At 53.3% G+C, this 14,676-nt stretch carries 12 protein-coding genes and 1 tRNA gene; 4 read left to right on the top strand and 9 right to left on the bottom strand.

Annotated elements, in window-relative coordinates:
• From ABWP27_RS02265 to ABWP27_RS02240, 6 genes are all read right to left on the bottom strand, one after another.
• A partial coding sequence (locus ABWP27_RS02265) for a translation initiation factor IF-2 (RefSeq protein WP_353152977.1) occupies positions 1-1,782 on the bottom strand: 1,782 nt, incomplete at its 3' end.
• Between the two features lie 49 nt (positions 1,783-1,831).
• Positions 1,832-3,391 (bottom strand): transcription termination factor NusA, encoded by a 1,560-nt coding sequence (gene nusA, locus ABWP27_RS02260; protein ID WP_353152975.1) that lies wholly within the window; start codon positions 3,389-3,391, stop codon positions 1,832-1,834.
• Positions 3,388-3,873: a ribosome maturation factor RimP gene (gene rimP, locus ABWP27_RS02255; RefSeq protein WP_353152973.1), complete on the bottom strand. Its 486-nt coding sequence runs from the start codon at positions 3,871-3,873 to the stop codon at positions 3,388-3,390. The genes nusA and rimP overlap by 4 nt, the downstream gene beginning before the upstream one ends.
• Before the next feature lie 300 nt (positions 3,874-4,173).
• Positions 4,174-5,805: a 23S rRNA pseudouridine(2605) synthase RluB gene (gene rluB, locus ABWP27_RS02250; RefSeq protein WP_353152971.1), complete on the bottom strand. Its 1,632-nt coding sequence runs from the start codon at positions 5,803-5,805 to the stop codon at positions 4,174-4,176.
• Complete coding sequence (scpB, locus tag ABWP27_RS02245; RefSeq protein WP_502905308.1) at positions 5,783-6,643, bottom strand: SMC-Scp complex subunit ScpB; 861 nt, start codon at positions 6,641-6,643, stop codon at positions 5,783-5,785. Before scpB ends, rluB begins: the two co-directional genes overlap by 23 nt.
• 160 nt (positions 6,644-6,803) lie before the next feature.
• A tRNA-Met gene (locus ABWP27_RS02240) sits at positions 6,804-6,880 on the bottom strand.
• Positions 6,881-7,020: 140 nt separating this feature from the next.
• Here ABWP27_RS02240 and ABWP27_RS02235 point away from each other — a divergent pair.
• On the top strand, positions 7,021-7,608 hold the full coding sequence (locus ABWP27_RS02235; RefSeq protein ID WP_353152967.1) for an NUDIX hydrolase: 588 nt from the start codon (positions 7,021-7,023) through the stop codon (positions 7,606-7,608).
• A gap of 76 nt (positions 7,609-7,684) precedes the next feature.
• Here ABWP27_RS02235 and ABWP27_RS02230 read toward each other — a convergent pair whose 3' ends face one another.
• Complete coding sequence (locus ABWP27_RS02230) at positions 7,685-8,887, bottom strand: ammonium transporter (RefSeq protein ID WP_353152965.1); 1,203 nt, start codon at positions 8,885-8,887, stop codon at positions 7,685-7,687.
• A 180-nt stretch (positions 8,888-9,067) separates the two neighbouring features.
• On the opposite strand from ABWP27_RS02230, the gene aat reads away from it, so the two are divergent.
• The 3 genes from aat (at position 9,068) to ABWP27_RS02215 (ending at position 11,735) form a co-directional block, all read left to right on the top strand.
• Positions 9,068-9,799 carry a leucyl/phenylalanyl-tRNA--protein transferase gene (gene aat / locus ABWP27_RS02225; RefSeq protein ID WP_353152979.1) on the top strand — a complete coding sequence of 244 codons (732 nt, stop codon included), beginning with the start codon at positions 9,068-9,070 and terminating at the stop codon, positions 9,797-9,799.
• A gap of 68 nt (positions 9,800-9,867) precedes the next feature.
• A complete protein-coding gene (locus ABWP27_RS02220; protein WP_353152963.1) occupies positions 9,868-10,593 on the top strand; it encodes an arginyltransferase in 726 nt (241 codons plus the stop codon).
• Positions 10,594-10,691: 98 nt separating this feature from the next.
• Positions 10,692-11,735 (top strand): quinone-dependent dihydroorotate dehydrogenase, encoded by a 1,044-nt coding sequence (locus ABWP27_RS02215; protein WP_353152961.1) that lies wholly within the window; start codon positions 10,692-10,694, stop codon positions 11,733-11,735.
• 119 nt (positions 11,736-11,854) lie between these two features.
• Here the strand turns inward: ABWP27_RS02215 and clpA are convergent, their stop codons facing one another.
• Together clpA and clpS are read right to left on the bottom strand one after the other, a co-directional pair.
• Positions 11,855-14,158 (bottom strand): ATP-dependent Clp protease ATP-binding subunit ClpA, encoded by a 2,304-nt coding sequence (gene clpA, locus ABWP27_RS02210; protein WP_353152959.1) that lies wholly within the window; start codon positions 14,156-14,158, stop codon positions 11,855-11,857.
• Positions 14,155-14,463 carry an ATP-dependent Clp protease adapter ClpS gene (gene clpS / locus ABWP27_RS02205; protein WP_353152957.1) on the bottom strand — a complete coding sequence of 103 codons (309 nt, stop codon included), beginning with the start codon at positions 14,461-14,463 and terminating at the stop codon, positions 14,155-14,157. Before clpS ends, clpA begins: the two co-directional genes overlap by 4 nt.
• Between the last annotated feature and the right edge of the window lie 213 nt (positions 14,464-14,676).

Here is a 14,676-nt window from a genome sequence, read left to right as displayed (position 1 = left end):
CAATACTTGTTCGAGCAAGGCATCGATGCCTTCGCCGGTTTTTGCCGATACTGGCACGAATGGTGAATCGCCACCGTATTCTTCCGGCACGACTTGTTCTGCCACCAGTTCTTGCGTGACGCGATCTTTGTTGGCGCTTGGTTTGTCTATCTTGTTGATCGCCACCACCAAAGGCACGCCGGCAGCTTTCGCATGCGCAATCGCTTCCTTGGTTTGCGGCATCACGCCATCATCAGCGGCAACGACCAGAATCACGATATCGGTTGCCTGTGCACCGCGTGCACGCATCGCCGTAAATGCTTCATGGCCCGGCGTATCGAGGAAGGTAATCATGCCACGCGGTGTTTCAACGTGGTAGGCACCGATATGCTGGGTAATGCCACCGGCTTCACCGGTTGCCACCTTGGCGCGACGTATGTAATCGAGCAACGATGTTTTACCGTGATCGACGTGACCCATGACGGTTACAACCGGTGCGCGTGGCAAGGCTTCAACGTCAGCTTGTTCAGCACCGATTTCCAGCAACGCTTCCGGATCATCCAGTTTCGCTGCATGGGCGACATGTCCCATTTCTTCGACCAGAATCATTGCTGTTTCTTGATCGAGCACCTGGTTGATCGTGCACATTTGACCGAGCTTCATCAATTGCTTGATGACTTCGGATGCCTTCACCGACATTTTGTGCGCGAGTTCGGCAACGGTAATCGTCTCCGGCACGTAGACGTCTTTTACAACGGCCTCAGTCGGTGCCTGGAAATTGCTTTCGCGATCGTCATGATGCGATGGACGGCGGCCTTTAGGGCCAGCACGCCAACCATCACGACCACCGCCGGTATTGCCACGGGTCTTGATGCCGGCACCGCGTTTTTTCGCATCGTCCTGCCAGGTCGATGAGACATTGGCCGATTTGATCGACTTCTTGTCTGCAGTGACAGCAGGTTTCTTTTCGTCTTTTTTCTCGCCCGGCTTTTTATCAGCAGGTTTGTGCAAGGTACCTTCGGCAGCAGCTTTTGCAACTGGTGCAACCGGTTCCGGTGCCTTGATCGCACGGCGCGGCGCATTCATCATGGCCTTGATCTGCGCCACTTCATCTGCCACTGCCTTGCGTGCTGATTCCGTTGCAGCAGCTTTTTCAGTCGCTTCCTTGGCTGCATCCTTGGCTAACTGTGCAGCTTTTTTCTTGCTTTCTTCAGCCGCAACGCGCTTTTTCTCTTCACTCGCGGATTCATCGACTTTTACTTCAACCGGCTTTTCAGCTTCGGCTTTTTGCGCGTCGACTTCCGCTTTTTTCAATGCTTTGGCTTGCGCTTCTTTTTCCGCTTCCAGTTTAGCCAGACGCTCCTGCTTCTCGCGCAAATCAGCTTCCTGGCGCGCCATCAACTCTGCATGACGGCGCGACTCTTCGGCGCGACGCTCAACTTCTGCTTCATCGATAATCGGCGCAGCCGCGACTACCGGCGCTTCTTCAGCCGCCGGTTCATCGCGTTTTATGAATGTGCGTTTCTTGCGAACTTCAACCTGAATCGTGCGCGACTTGCCGGTGGCATCCGCCTGCTTGATCTCGGTGGTTTCCTTGCGAGTCAGCGTGATTTTCTTTTTCTCGCCTTCGGGCGCGACGCCATGTGCACGGCGCAGATGATCAAGGAGCTTGTCCTTGTCGGCCTTGGATAACTCGTCGGACGTGGAACTCTTCTCGACGCCAGCGTCCCGCAGTTGCGTGAGCAGCACATCCGCTGGCATCTTGAGCTCGGTGGCAAATTGGGCTACGTTGTTACTCGCCATTCAGTCCTCTTTTCTATATGACACGTTAGATGTAAACAACCTTCGTGGATTATTTCGCTTCCGCGAGGCTCCACACCTTGGCTTGCAGCGCCTTGGCGTGATCATCGTATTTGGCATCGATGAGCTTCATCTCTTCGTCTGTCACATCTGCAAATTCAGTTTCAATCAATTGACGTGCGCGATCTGCAGATAAAGCCAGAATTGCGCCAAATTCGTCATAAGCCAGAGCCGCAAACGCGTCGAGTGTCTTGACACCCGCCAAGCCCAGCTTGCCGGCAACTACGCGATCCATACCTTCCAGATTCGCCAGTGCTTCGTCCATGCCTTCCATGCCTTCTTCGGAGGCAATGGCTTCCGTTACCAGCGCATCGCGTGCGCGGTTACGCAATTCATTGACGGTATCTTCGTCAAACGATTCTATATCCAGCATCTCGCCGATAGGCACGTAGGCGATTTCTTCCAGCGAAGCAAAACCTTCGTCCACCAGAATGTCGGCAACTTCCTGATCAACGTCGAGTTTTTCCATGAACAGGATACGGATCGCAGCGGTTTCCAGTTGCGATTTATCAGCCGATTCTTCCGCTGTCATGATGTTGATTTGCCAGCCGGTCAGTTCCGATGCAAGGCGCACGTTCTGGCCGCCGCGACCGATGGCAATCGCGAGGTTTTCTTCATCGACGACGACATCCATCGCGTGTTTTTCTTCATCCACAACGATGGAGGAAACGTTGGCTGGCGCCAAGGCGCCGATCACGAATTGCGCCGGATCTTCCGACCACAACACGATATCGACACGTTCGCCGCCGAGTTCGCCGGTCACCGCCTGCACGCGCGAACCGCGCATACCGACACAGGTACCGATAGGATCGATACGCTTGTCTGCTGTGAAGACAGCAATCTTGGCACGTACACCTGCATCACGCGCTGCCGATTTAATTTCCAGCAAGCCTTGCTCGATCTCAGGCACTTCGAGTTCGAACAATTTCATGATGAATTCCGGTGCAGTGCGCGACAAGATGACTTGCGGACCGCGTGCATTGCGATCGATGCGCAAAATGTAAGCACGGACGCGATCGCCGATACGCAGGTTTTCTTTTGGAATTGTCTGGTCGCGTGGCAAACGTGCTTCGATGCGGCCGGATTCGACAATCGCATCGCCGCGCTCCATACGCTTGATGGTGCCGGTTACCAGCGAATCGCCGCGTTCCAGGAAGTCAGCCAGAATCTGCTCACGTTCTGCATCGCGAATACGCTGCAATACAACTTGTTTGGTGTCTTGTGCAAAGCGACGGCCAAATTCCACCGATTCAATCGGCTCTTCGATATGGTCATCCACTTCGATATCGCCAATTTGTTCCTTGGCTTCAAAGTGCAGAATTTCCTGATCCGGCAATTGCAGACCTGCATCGTCAGGCACCACGTGCCAGCGACGGAATGATTCAAATTCGCCGGTTTCGCGATCAATCGAGACACGGATGTCGACATCACCTTCGTAGCGTTTCTTGGTCGCTTGCGCAAGCGCGTGTTCCAGCGCCCCGAATACGATGTCCGGATCAACGTTTTTTTCGCGCGCCAGCGCATCAACCAACTGCAAAATTTCGCGACTCATGCTTTGCGACTCCTAAAATTCACTTGTGGCACCAAATGTGCCTTGTCTACATCAGCGAGCGTAAATTCAAGCTTCGCCGGCCCCTCGTTTCCTTCAAATTCCAACGCCAGATTCTCGCCCACCGGTTCCAGCAAAATTCCCTGGAATGATTTACGATTGGCCGCATTCGGCATCGGCAAACGCAATTTCACCAGCGCCTCGGCACCAGTAAAACGCACATAATCCGACAGCTTCTTCAGCGGCCTGTCCAAACCCGGCGACGACACTTCCAGTCGTTCGTAATTGGCGTTTTCAACCGTCAATACGTGCAACAACTGGTGCGTAACTTTTTCGCAGTCCTCTACGGTAATTGAACCTTTATCCGCGTCTTCCGGCGTAAAGTCTATATATACACGCAGCAGACCGCGGGCCGCCTGTTCAAAATTGACCAGTTCATAGCCCATGCCCACTACGGTTTTTTCAATCAGCGCCGACAACTGCAAAGGAATTCTCCGAATAACGTCAATCGCGGCCATCCTGCAGCCGAAATTGAATACAACAACGCAAACTGTTTAACAAAAAAAAAATGGGCATCTGCCCATCTTTTTTATCATTCTGATCACCAAATTCAATGCCAAAAACATAAGTTTTTGGCTGGCGACCTTTGTTAACTGCCGAATTATAGTTGATTACCTTGTGCACCGCAATGCAGGAATCCTTGCGATACGCAATTCAGGCAATGAACAATCGACCCATTCGGCCCGGCAAAGTCTGTCGACCAGCCGCACGAACAATGCAAAAGATTAAATCTTGGAACGACGGCGCGGTCCGCCCTGGCCACCTTGCGGGCCATTGCCACGCGATGGACCATTGCTGTTTGGACCACGATTCGGCCCATTACTGCGGCGCGGCTGTCCCATGCCCGGAAAACCGAGCGACGTTTGCAGCGGATCAGGCTGGCGGCTGCGCGGCTGCCCTTGACGGCCGCCTGCAGGTTTTCCATTCTGTCCTTGCGGACGACCTTGTCCACCGAGATTGCCCCACTGACTTGGACTGCGCGGCAGGCCCATGCCGTTATCAATGCGTGGTGCACGATTACCGTTTTGGCGATCGCCCGCACTATTGCGACCTTTAGGCGCGCCACCATCGGCAGATTTTTTCTCCAGCCCGCTGAACGCCATCAAATCGCGCACTGCGTGCTCTTCCATTTCTTCCCAGCGTCCGCGTTTGAGGTTCTTTGGCAAGGTCAACGTACCGTATCGTGTACGAATCAGGCGCGAAACGGTCAAACCGATTGCCTCAAACATGCGACGCACTTCGCGATTACGGCCTTCACCGATCGTCACGCGATACCATTTGTTGACGCCTTCGCCACCGCCGTCGGCGATTTTGGAGAATTGCGCCAAGCCGTCTTCCAGCTCGACACCGGCCAGCAATTTCTGCCGCATGCCTTCTTCCAGTTCGCCCAGAGTACGCACGGCGTATTCACGGTCGATCCCATAGCGTGGGTGCATCAAGCGATTAGCCAGATCACCGGACGTAGTGAACAGCAACAAACCTTCGGTATTGAAATCGAGACGACCGACGGCCAGCCATTTGGCCGCCTTCATCGTCGGCAAACGCTCGAATACCGATGGACGGCCTTCAGGATCGTTAGTACTGACAATTTCACCTGCCGGTTTGTGATACACCAACACACGTGGCGGCTTGTTGCTTACCTTGCGCTGAATCAGTTTGCCGTTGATACGCACCTGATCAGTTGGCAGAATGCGTTGTCCGATATGCGCCGGCTCACCATTCACAGAAACGCGACCGGCAATAATCAGCTCTTCCATATCGCGACGCGAACCGAGCCCGGCTTCTGCCAGCACCTTATGCAATTTCGGCGCATCGTCATCAGCCGTCAAATCACGACGTACTGTTTTTTGTTCCTGGCGGCGTTTGCCGCCGGCCTTGTCGTCGTCGCCGGCCAGCGTATCAAACGCCTCTGAGGTAACGAAGGAAAATACGTCATCTGCATCGCCGCCTCTGGGATGCGGCTTGCTGCCGCGATTCGGGCCTGCGCCATTCGACTTTCCGCTCGACTTTTGCGGTCTTTTTGCACCCGGCTGACGCTCGTCGCGACGCGGGTTGCGCTCTCTGCGCACCTCGTCCGAAGCAGGTGCAGCTTGCGTTTCCACGCCTTCCATTACTGCATTTTGCTCTTCAGAAGCATCACGATTGGCGGGAGCACTGCGCGGCGCATTACGGGCGCGACGCAAAGTGCGCGGGCCGCGCAAACCGCGCTTTACCGGTTTGCCGGCATTATTTTCATCCGGAGCCACAGCATTTTTTTCAGTCTCTGTACGATCTGCATGCTCTGCTGGCGATGCGTCATTGATCGATGTCTCAGACGTACTACTATCAGACGTATTATTTTTCGTTGGGCGATTCATCATTCACTTCTTGGTTGTCTTGACTTGTGACGTCAACAACCGTCAAGTCGGGCGCCGCATGAGCGGGGGTGGTTTCAGATTCCGAAACCGGGGTGGCACTTGTATCTGTTACGGCATCGTCGGCGCTATCTGCAGCGTCAGCAACGATGGGAAATTCATTTGTTTCAATATCGGCGATTTCACTGGCGGCAACAAGACCTTCAGTTACATCAGCGTCGGCAAAATCGATTGCGGTTTGATCCAGATGCGCCTGTATTTCCGCTTCCAGCGTTTGCATTTCCAGCAAAACATCACCTTGCATATCGCCCTTCTCTACTTGCTGCAATGGCGGCAATTGGTCGAGAGAGCTGAGACCGAGATCGTCCAGAAAATGCTTGGTCGTGGCAAACAAGGCGGGGCGTCCGGGAACGTCGCGATGGCCGATCGCTTCGATCCAGCCGCGATCTTCCAGCATCTTGATAGTTTGCGAATTAACCGTTACACCGCGGATTTCTTCGATATCGCCGCGTGTAACCGGTTGACGGTAGGTAATGATGGCGAGCGTTTCAAGTGTGGCGCGCGAATACTTGGGCGGTTTTTCCGGATTCAGCCGCTCCAGATAAATCTTCATCTCCGGTCGACTCTGGAAACGCCAGCCAGTCGAAAGGCTGACGACTTCAATTCCCTTGTCGGCCCAATCGTCGCGCAATTCACCCAGCATTTGCTTGATTGCATCGGCATCAATCTGGCCGTCTGCATCGCCTTCGACATAAAGCTTCTTCATGTCGTTAATCGACAGTGGCTCGTGAGCGCAGAGTAGCGCTGTTTCGAGGATCTTCTTCGCCTCAGCAATATTCATTTACGATTTTTTACGACTGTTTAGTTGTAATGTGCAGAAGTTATTCAACGACATGCATCTACCGATGCTGCCCGGTTAGAGAACCAGTTGATATTGCTGTCCGACGCCCGTTTAGAGGAGATGTACTGATGAGCGGGATTATATAAGACTTGTAAGACTTTGGTTGCGGGGGCAGGATTTGAACCTACGACCTTCGGGTTATGAGCCCGACGAGCTGCCAGACTGCTCCACCCCGCGTCTGAAGATATGAAGTATATAGAGTATCTGCGCGCAAAGCAAACTTAATCGCAGATTCTTTACTCGGTGATACACTTCTTCACTTGCAATATGCTCGATGACAACCCTGACACCATACGTATTCACACGATTTTATTTCCATGAATTTCTGCTCCGAGTGCGCTCATCCCGTTTCACTATCCATCCCTGCGGGTGACAATCGTCCACGCTATGTATGCGGCAATTGCGGCGCCATTCATTACCAGAATCCGAAGATGGTGCTCGGTTCGATTCCCGTATGGGATGAAGACGGCGATATGCGTATCCTGTTATGCAAACGCGCCATAGAACCGCGTCGCGGCTACTGGACGCTGCCGGCCGGCTTCATGGAAAACAATGAAACCACGGCCGAAGCTGCCATCCGGGAAACGGTGGAGGAAGCCGGCGCAAACATTCAATTGCATGAACTGTTTTCATTATTGAATGTGCCGCACGTGCATCAAGTCCACATGTTCTATCGCGCGACCTTGCTGGATCTGAACTATGAGGCAGGCATAGAAAGCCTGGAAGTGAAAATGTTTGCGGCAGATGAAATTCCGTGGGACGAGATCGCGTTCCAGACCGTCAGCCATACATTGAAATTCTTTCTGGCCGACCACGCAGCGCGAAAAAACGGCGGCACATATCGCCTCCATACCCACGACATTCTGAAACCTGCGCCCTATCCTGAGGCACTGAACATTAATTAGTCGTTACACCAAGGTCAGGATAGCGTGGCAGGTTCGCCGCCACTGCTCATCTACCCTGGCCCGCATCAGCAATACGTCACCAGTAAGTTTCACGCTCCGGCGTCGCACTGACATTGTGTATCGACAAATCTGCGCCATTGAATTCCTGCTCTGCATCCAGCCGAAGGCCCATCGTCAATTTCAGCACACCGTAAATCAGCGTACCGCCTATCAAGGCAATCGCGATTCCCAGCACCGTGCCGAACAATTGCGACATGAACGATACGCCACCCAAACCGCCCAATGCCTTCAGGCCGAAAATCCCGGCTGCCAAACCGCCCCACGCGCCGCACAAGCCATGCAAAGGCCAGACGCCCAGTACATCATCGATTTTCCATTTGTTTTGCGTCAGGCTGAACATGCCGACAAAGACGAAGCCGGCAATTGCCCCCGTAACAAGAGCGCCCAGCGGATGCATGATGTTGGAGCCCGCGCATACGGCAACCAGACCCGCAAGCGGACCGTTATGCACATAACCGGGATCGTTTTTCCCCGCCAGAAACGCGGCCAACGTGCCACCCACCATTGCCATCAATGAGTTGACGGCAACCAGACCATTCATCTGCTCCATCGTTTGCGCACTCATCACATTGAAACCGAACCAGCCAACCGTGAGTATCCATGCGCCCAATGCCAGAAAGGGAATGCTGGAAGGCGGATGCGCCGCAATTCCACCTTCTTTCGTATAACGTCCGCGCCGTGCGCCCAGCAGCAGCACTGCCGGCAAGGCGATCCATCCACCGACCGCGTGCACGACAACCGAGCCGGCAAAATCATGGAAATTTGCGCCAAACGTCGCCTGCAGCCATGCCTGCACGCCGAAATGCTGATTCCATGCGATCCCTTCAAACAGCGGATAAATCAGTCCTACAATCAGCGCCGTCGCCAGCAGTTGCGGATGAAAACGCGCACGCTCGGCAATACCGCCGGAAATGATGGCAGGAATAGCTGCCGCAAATGTCAGCAGGAAGAAAAACTTGACCAGCTCGAAGCCATTACGCTGCGTCAGCACTTCGGCGCTACCGAAAAAACTGACGCCGTATGCAACGCTGTAGCCGACGAAAAAATAGGCAATCGTCGATACTGCAAAATCGACTAATATTTTGACCAGTGCATTGACTTGATTTTTCTTGCGCACCGTCCCAAGTTCAAGGAAGGCAAAACCTGCGTGCATGGCTAAAACCATAATCGCACCGAGCATGATGAATAATGCGTCAGTGCCATGTTTAAGTGCATCCATGCAAAACCTCCCGATTAGTGTGCAGACAAGTAAAGTAAGTGCACCACAAGAGCAAAAATCATTCCATTTTGGTGATTTTTTCAAGTGCATGATTTTAAAGGGTAATTTTTTGCAATCTGGAAAACTCAGACATTGCGCACCAAGAATGCACACAATAACGAACCAAAACAGGGACATGCGATGATTCCGTGGCTGGAAGCAGACGATCCCTTCCCCGATGTGTCCAGCGCGCTCACCGAGGCCGATGGGGCAGCCGGTTTGCTGGCCGCTGGCGCAGATCTTTCTACTGAACGCCTGCTGCTGGCTTATCAAAACGGCATATTTCCGTGGTTCTCCGAAGGTCAGCCGATTTTGTGGTGGAGCACCGATCCGCGCATGGTGCTCTTCATCCAGGATTTCAAAATCTCCGCCAGCCTGAAAAAGACCCTGAAGAAAATTGATCGCAGCATGGCTGCCAACGGCCGCTGGCAAATTCGTTTCGATCATGCGTTTGCAGACGTCATGCGGGCCTGTGCGGAACCACGCAACGGCGAGGCTGGCACCTGGATATCGGACGACATCATCGCCGGCTATACCAGCCTGCATCGTCTTGGTTATGCGCATTCATCCGAACTGTGGCTGGATGACGAGCTGGTTGGCGGCGCATACGGCGTCAGTATCGGCAACATGTTTTACGGCGAATCCATGTTCACACGCGTCACCGATGCCTCAAAAATAGCCCTGGCCTATCTCGTGCGCTTCCTGGAAAGTCACGGAGTTTCGATGATAGACTGTCAGCAGCAGACAGCTCATCTGGCATCGCTTGGCGCAAGGCCGATTGCGCGCACGGAATTTATTTCCCTTTTGCGGCAAGCCGTCGAGGCGCCGCAAATCATGGACTGGAAACCAATTCCCATGTTTGAAGTCAATTAGAAATCTGCTTACACGGCAGCGTCTGTCTGATATAAATATAGTCGTCGAATCCGCCCAAGCCAGCAATCATGACGCACCCTAAAGAACTTCCGTTTTCCACGCTGCAGTTCTATGCCACGGCCCCTTACCCGTGCAGCTATCTGGATGACCGCCAGGCGCGCTCGCAAGTTGCCACTCCTGCGCATTTGATCAACGCCGACGTCTACAGCGAACTGGTCAAGAACGGCTTTCGTCGTAGCGGAATTTTTACCTATCGCCCTTACTGCGATGGCTGCCAGGCATGTACACCGGTGCGCATCGTGGTCGATCAATTCATGCCCAATCGCAGTCAACGGCGGGCGCAAACCCGGCACAGCGACCTGCAAACCTCGGTGACCAAACTCGTTTATCTGGCCGAACATTACGATCTCTATCTGCGTTATCAGGCAGCCCGCCATGCTGGTGGCGGCATGGATCAGGATAGTCGCGAACAGTACGCACAATTCCTGCTGCAGAGCAAAGTAAATACCCGGCTGGTGGAATTCCGTGAAGACGATGGCACTCTGCGCATGGTCAGCATCATTGACGTGCTGGATGACGGCCTGTCGTCGGTCTATACTTTTTACGACCCTGACGTAGCAAACACCTCCTACGGCACCTACAACGTACTGTGGCAAATCGAGCAAGCCAGGGCATTACAAATACCGTACGTCTATCTCGGCTACTGGATAGAGGAAAGCCCGAAGATGTCATACAAGAAAAATTTCCAGCCACTGGAAGCGCTGCGACAAGGCGAATGGCAGGCACTATCCTAGGCCGCGTCCGCATCTCACGTTAAAATGCGCGATGCAAAACCGACCGCACATATTGCGGTCGGCCCAGCCGTCTTTGACTCACCAACCTGATTGCTACCGTGTCCGAAAAACTCCTCTACGCCCTTGCCCGCCCCTTTTTATTTGCCATCGATCCGGAAGCCGCGCACAACCTCACCCTGCCCGCCTTGCGTCGTGCTGCGTCGCTGGGATGGACATCTGCGCTCGCCAAGCCGGCACACGATCCACGCACCGTAATGGGCATTACCTTCCCTAATCCGGTCGGCCTGGCAGCCGGACTGGACAAGGATGGCTCTTATATCGATGGCCTGGCGACGCTGGGCTTCGGCTTTATCGAGGTCGGCACCGTGACGCCGCGCGCCCAACCGGGCAATCCTTTGCCGCGCATGTTTCGTCTGCCGCAAGCAAACGCCATCATCAATCGAATGGGATTCAACAATGGCGGCGTCGACGCCTTTGTCTCCAACGTCCAGGCATCGCAGTTTTATCAGAACAAGGAAGGCATACTCGGATTAAATATCGGCAAGAATGCAGACACGCCTATCGAGCGCGCAGTGGACGATTATCTGATTTGCCTGGAAAAGGTATATCCATACGCCAGCTATGTCACCGTCAACATCTCGTCGCCGAATACTAAAAACCTGCGACAACTGCAAGGCGCATCGGAACTCGATGCGCTGCTGGCGCAACTGAAACAAGCGCAACAGAGGCTTGCAGATCAACATCAGCGTTACGTCCCGATTGCCTTGAAGATTGCACCGGATATCGATACAGAACAAATCCAGACCATCGCGCAAGCGCTGTTACGGCACAAGATGGATGGCGTCATCGCCACCAACACCACGATCAGCCGCGAAGCGGTAAAGGGCATGAAACACGCAGAAGAAACCGGCGGCCTGTCAGGCGCTCCTGTTTTCGAATCGTCGAATACCGTGATCCGCGCGCTGAAAGCAGAGCTGGGCGACGCCCTGCCTATCATCGGTGTGGGTGGGGTTTTGTCCGGTGTGGATGCACAGGCCAAGATAGCCGCCGGCGCATCGCTGGTGCAGCTATATACCGGCTTGATTTATCGCGGTCCGGCCCTGATACGGGAATGCGCAACCGCACTGCGTTCTCCGGCATAAGAAGCATCGATAGCAGCCTGCAATGCATTAACCCATCATGGCCGGAATAATTTCCGGCCCAATTGAAAAAGCCCGAACCACATCATGGTTCGGGCTTTTTATTGGGTCACGCAGAAGTCTTATTCAACTTCAATCGTTTCCTGAGCTGCTGCAGGTGGCGCCGTATCGCCCTCGCTGAAATCCAGCTTGATCTGGTCCTTCTCATCCAGATCAACCGTCACCTTGCCGCCCGTCACCAGACGACCGAACAGCAATTCGTCAGCCAGCGCCTTGCGTATCATGTCTTGAATCAGGCGTGACATCGGACGCGCGCCCATCAATGGATCAAAGCCTTTTCTGGCGAGGAAAGTACGAAGATTATCGGTGAAGATCGCTTCCACTTTTTTCTCGTGCAATTGCTCTTCCAGCTGCATCAGGAATTTATCGACCACGCGCAGGATGATTTCTTCATCCAGTGCACGGAAGCTGATGATGGCATCCAGACGATTGCGGAACTCAGGCGTAAACATGCGCTTGATATCCGCCATCTCGTCGCCCGCTTCCTTCTTGTCGGTAAAACCAATCGAACGTTTTTGCAGACTCTCGGCACCGGCATTCGTCGTCATGATAATGATTACATTGCGGAAGTCCGCCTTGCGACCATTGTTATCCGTCAAGGTGCCATGATCCATCACTTGCAACAGGATATTGAAAATGTCCGGATGCGCTTTTTCAATTTCATCCAGCAGCAGAACCGCATGCGGTTTTTTGGTGATCGCTTCCGTCAGCAAACCGCCCTGATCGAAACCGACATAACCCGGTGGTGCACCGATCAAACGGCTGACCGCATGGCGCTCCATGTATTCCGACATATCGAAACGAATCAGTTCGATACCGAGAATAAACGCCAGCTGTTTGGCTGCCTCGGTTTTACCGACGCCGGTAGGACCGGAGAACAGGAAGGAGCCAATCGGCTTGTCGGTTTTACCCAGACCGGCACGCGCCACCTTGATGGCCGAACCCAATGCTTCCAGTGCGGGATCCTGACCGAACACGACATTTTTCAAATCGCGATCAATCGTCTGCAGCTTGGAGCGGTCATCCTGATTAACCGTTTGCGCAGGAATGCGTGCGATCTTCGAAATGATGTCTTCGATCTCGGCTTTGCCTATGGTTTTTTTCTGCTTCGACTTCGGCAGGATGCGTTGTGCCGCACCAGCTTCATCGATCACGTCAATCGCCTTGTCCGGCAAATGACGATCATTAATGAAGCGTGCCGCCAACTCGGCTGCCGAGGTCAGGGCCGAAGATGAATACTTGACGCCATGATGCTCTTCAAAACGGGATTTCAAGCCACGCAGAATTTGTATGGTTTGTTCTACCGTAGGCTCGTTCACATCGATCTTCTGGAAACGACGCGACAAGGCGTGATCTTTCTCGAACACGCCACGGAACTCGGTAAACGTGGTCGCACCGATGCACTTCAACTGGCCATTTGACAGAGCCGGCTTGAGCAAGTTGGATGCGTCCAGCGTACCGCCCGATGCCGAACCGGCACCGATGATGGTGTGGATTTCATCGATGAAAAGTATCCCGTTGGGATTGTCTTTCAACTGTTTCAGCACCGCTTTCAAGCGCTGCTCAAAGTCGCCGCGATACTTCGTACCAGCCAGCAGCGCACCCATATCGAGCGAATAGACAACCGCGTTTTGCAATACTTCCGGTACATCGCCTTGCGTGATGCGCCATGCGAGCCCTTCCGCAATCGCGGTCTTGCCCACGCCCGCCTCACCCACCAGCAATGGATTGTTCTTGCGGCGACGGCACAAGGTTTGAATCACACGCTCGACTTCACCTTCGCGGCCGATCAAAGGATCGATCTTGCCTTCGGTGGCAAGCTTGTTCAGGTTCTGTGTGAACTGATCAAGTGCACTTTCTTTTTGCTGGCCTTCTGCAGAAGACACGTCTTCTGCACCTTCAGAGCTTTTCTGCACATCGATTTGCTGATCCTTGCGCACGCCGTGGGAAATGAAATTCACCACATCAAGACGCGTGACACCTTGCTGATGCAAATAATAAACGGCATGCGAATCCTTCTCGCCGAAAATGGCAACCAGCACATTCGCGCCAGTTACTTCCTTCTTGCCGTTAGAGGCGGATTGGACGTGCATGATCGCACGCTGAATCACGCGCTGAAAACCAAGTGTAGGCTGGGTATCGACTTCCGTCGCGCCAGGTACCGTAGGGGTATTGTCACCTATGAAGTTAGTCAGCGTTTTCCGCAGATCATCGATGTTGACCGCACAGGCACGCAACACTTCGGCTGCCGAAGGATTATCCAGCAGGGCCAGGAGCAGGTGCTCGACGGTAATGAATTCATGGCGCGCTTGTCTTGCTTCGACAAACGCCATATGCAAACTGACTTCTAATTCCTGCGCAATCATACTTCCTCCATCACGCACTGCAGGGGGTGCCCTGCTTTCCGGGCGTGGTTCAAAACCAGCTCAACTTTCGTAGACGCAATATCCTTCGGATACACGCCACAAATACCCTTTCCGTCGCGGTGAACCATGAGCATGATTTGCGTCGCTGTCTCACGATCTTTACTAAAGTATTCCTGAAGAATCATCACGACGAATTCCATCGGCGTGTAATCATCATTCAGCAATAACACCTGATACATAGACGGCGGCTTGAGTTTTTGCTCTTGCCGCACAAGGACCGTACCATCATCATGCTTAATTGCCATAGGTCTATTCTAATACGTTCGACCGTGTGCACAATGCCCAGAAGAACAGGGATACAAATAAAATTTAATCTTACGCGTTTTCCTCTGAAGACGCAGATGACGATCAAATACAGGAATTCAAGAGCGCATGTTTTAAGCCCCTCAAATAAACATACAACACCACCGCCAAAAATCTTGACTTTTATATTTTTTACGTAAAGAATGAATCTTATT

Source organism: Herminiimonas fonticola (genome assembly GCF_040395855.1).
Lineage (GTDB): Bacteria > Pseudomonadota > Gammaproteobacteria > Burkholderiales > Burkholderiaceae_D > Oxalicibacterium > Oxalicibacterium fonticola_A.
This window is presented reverse-complemented; position numbering and strand designations above follow the sequence as displayed.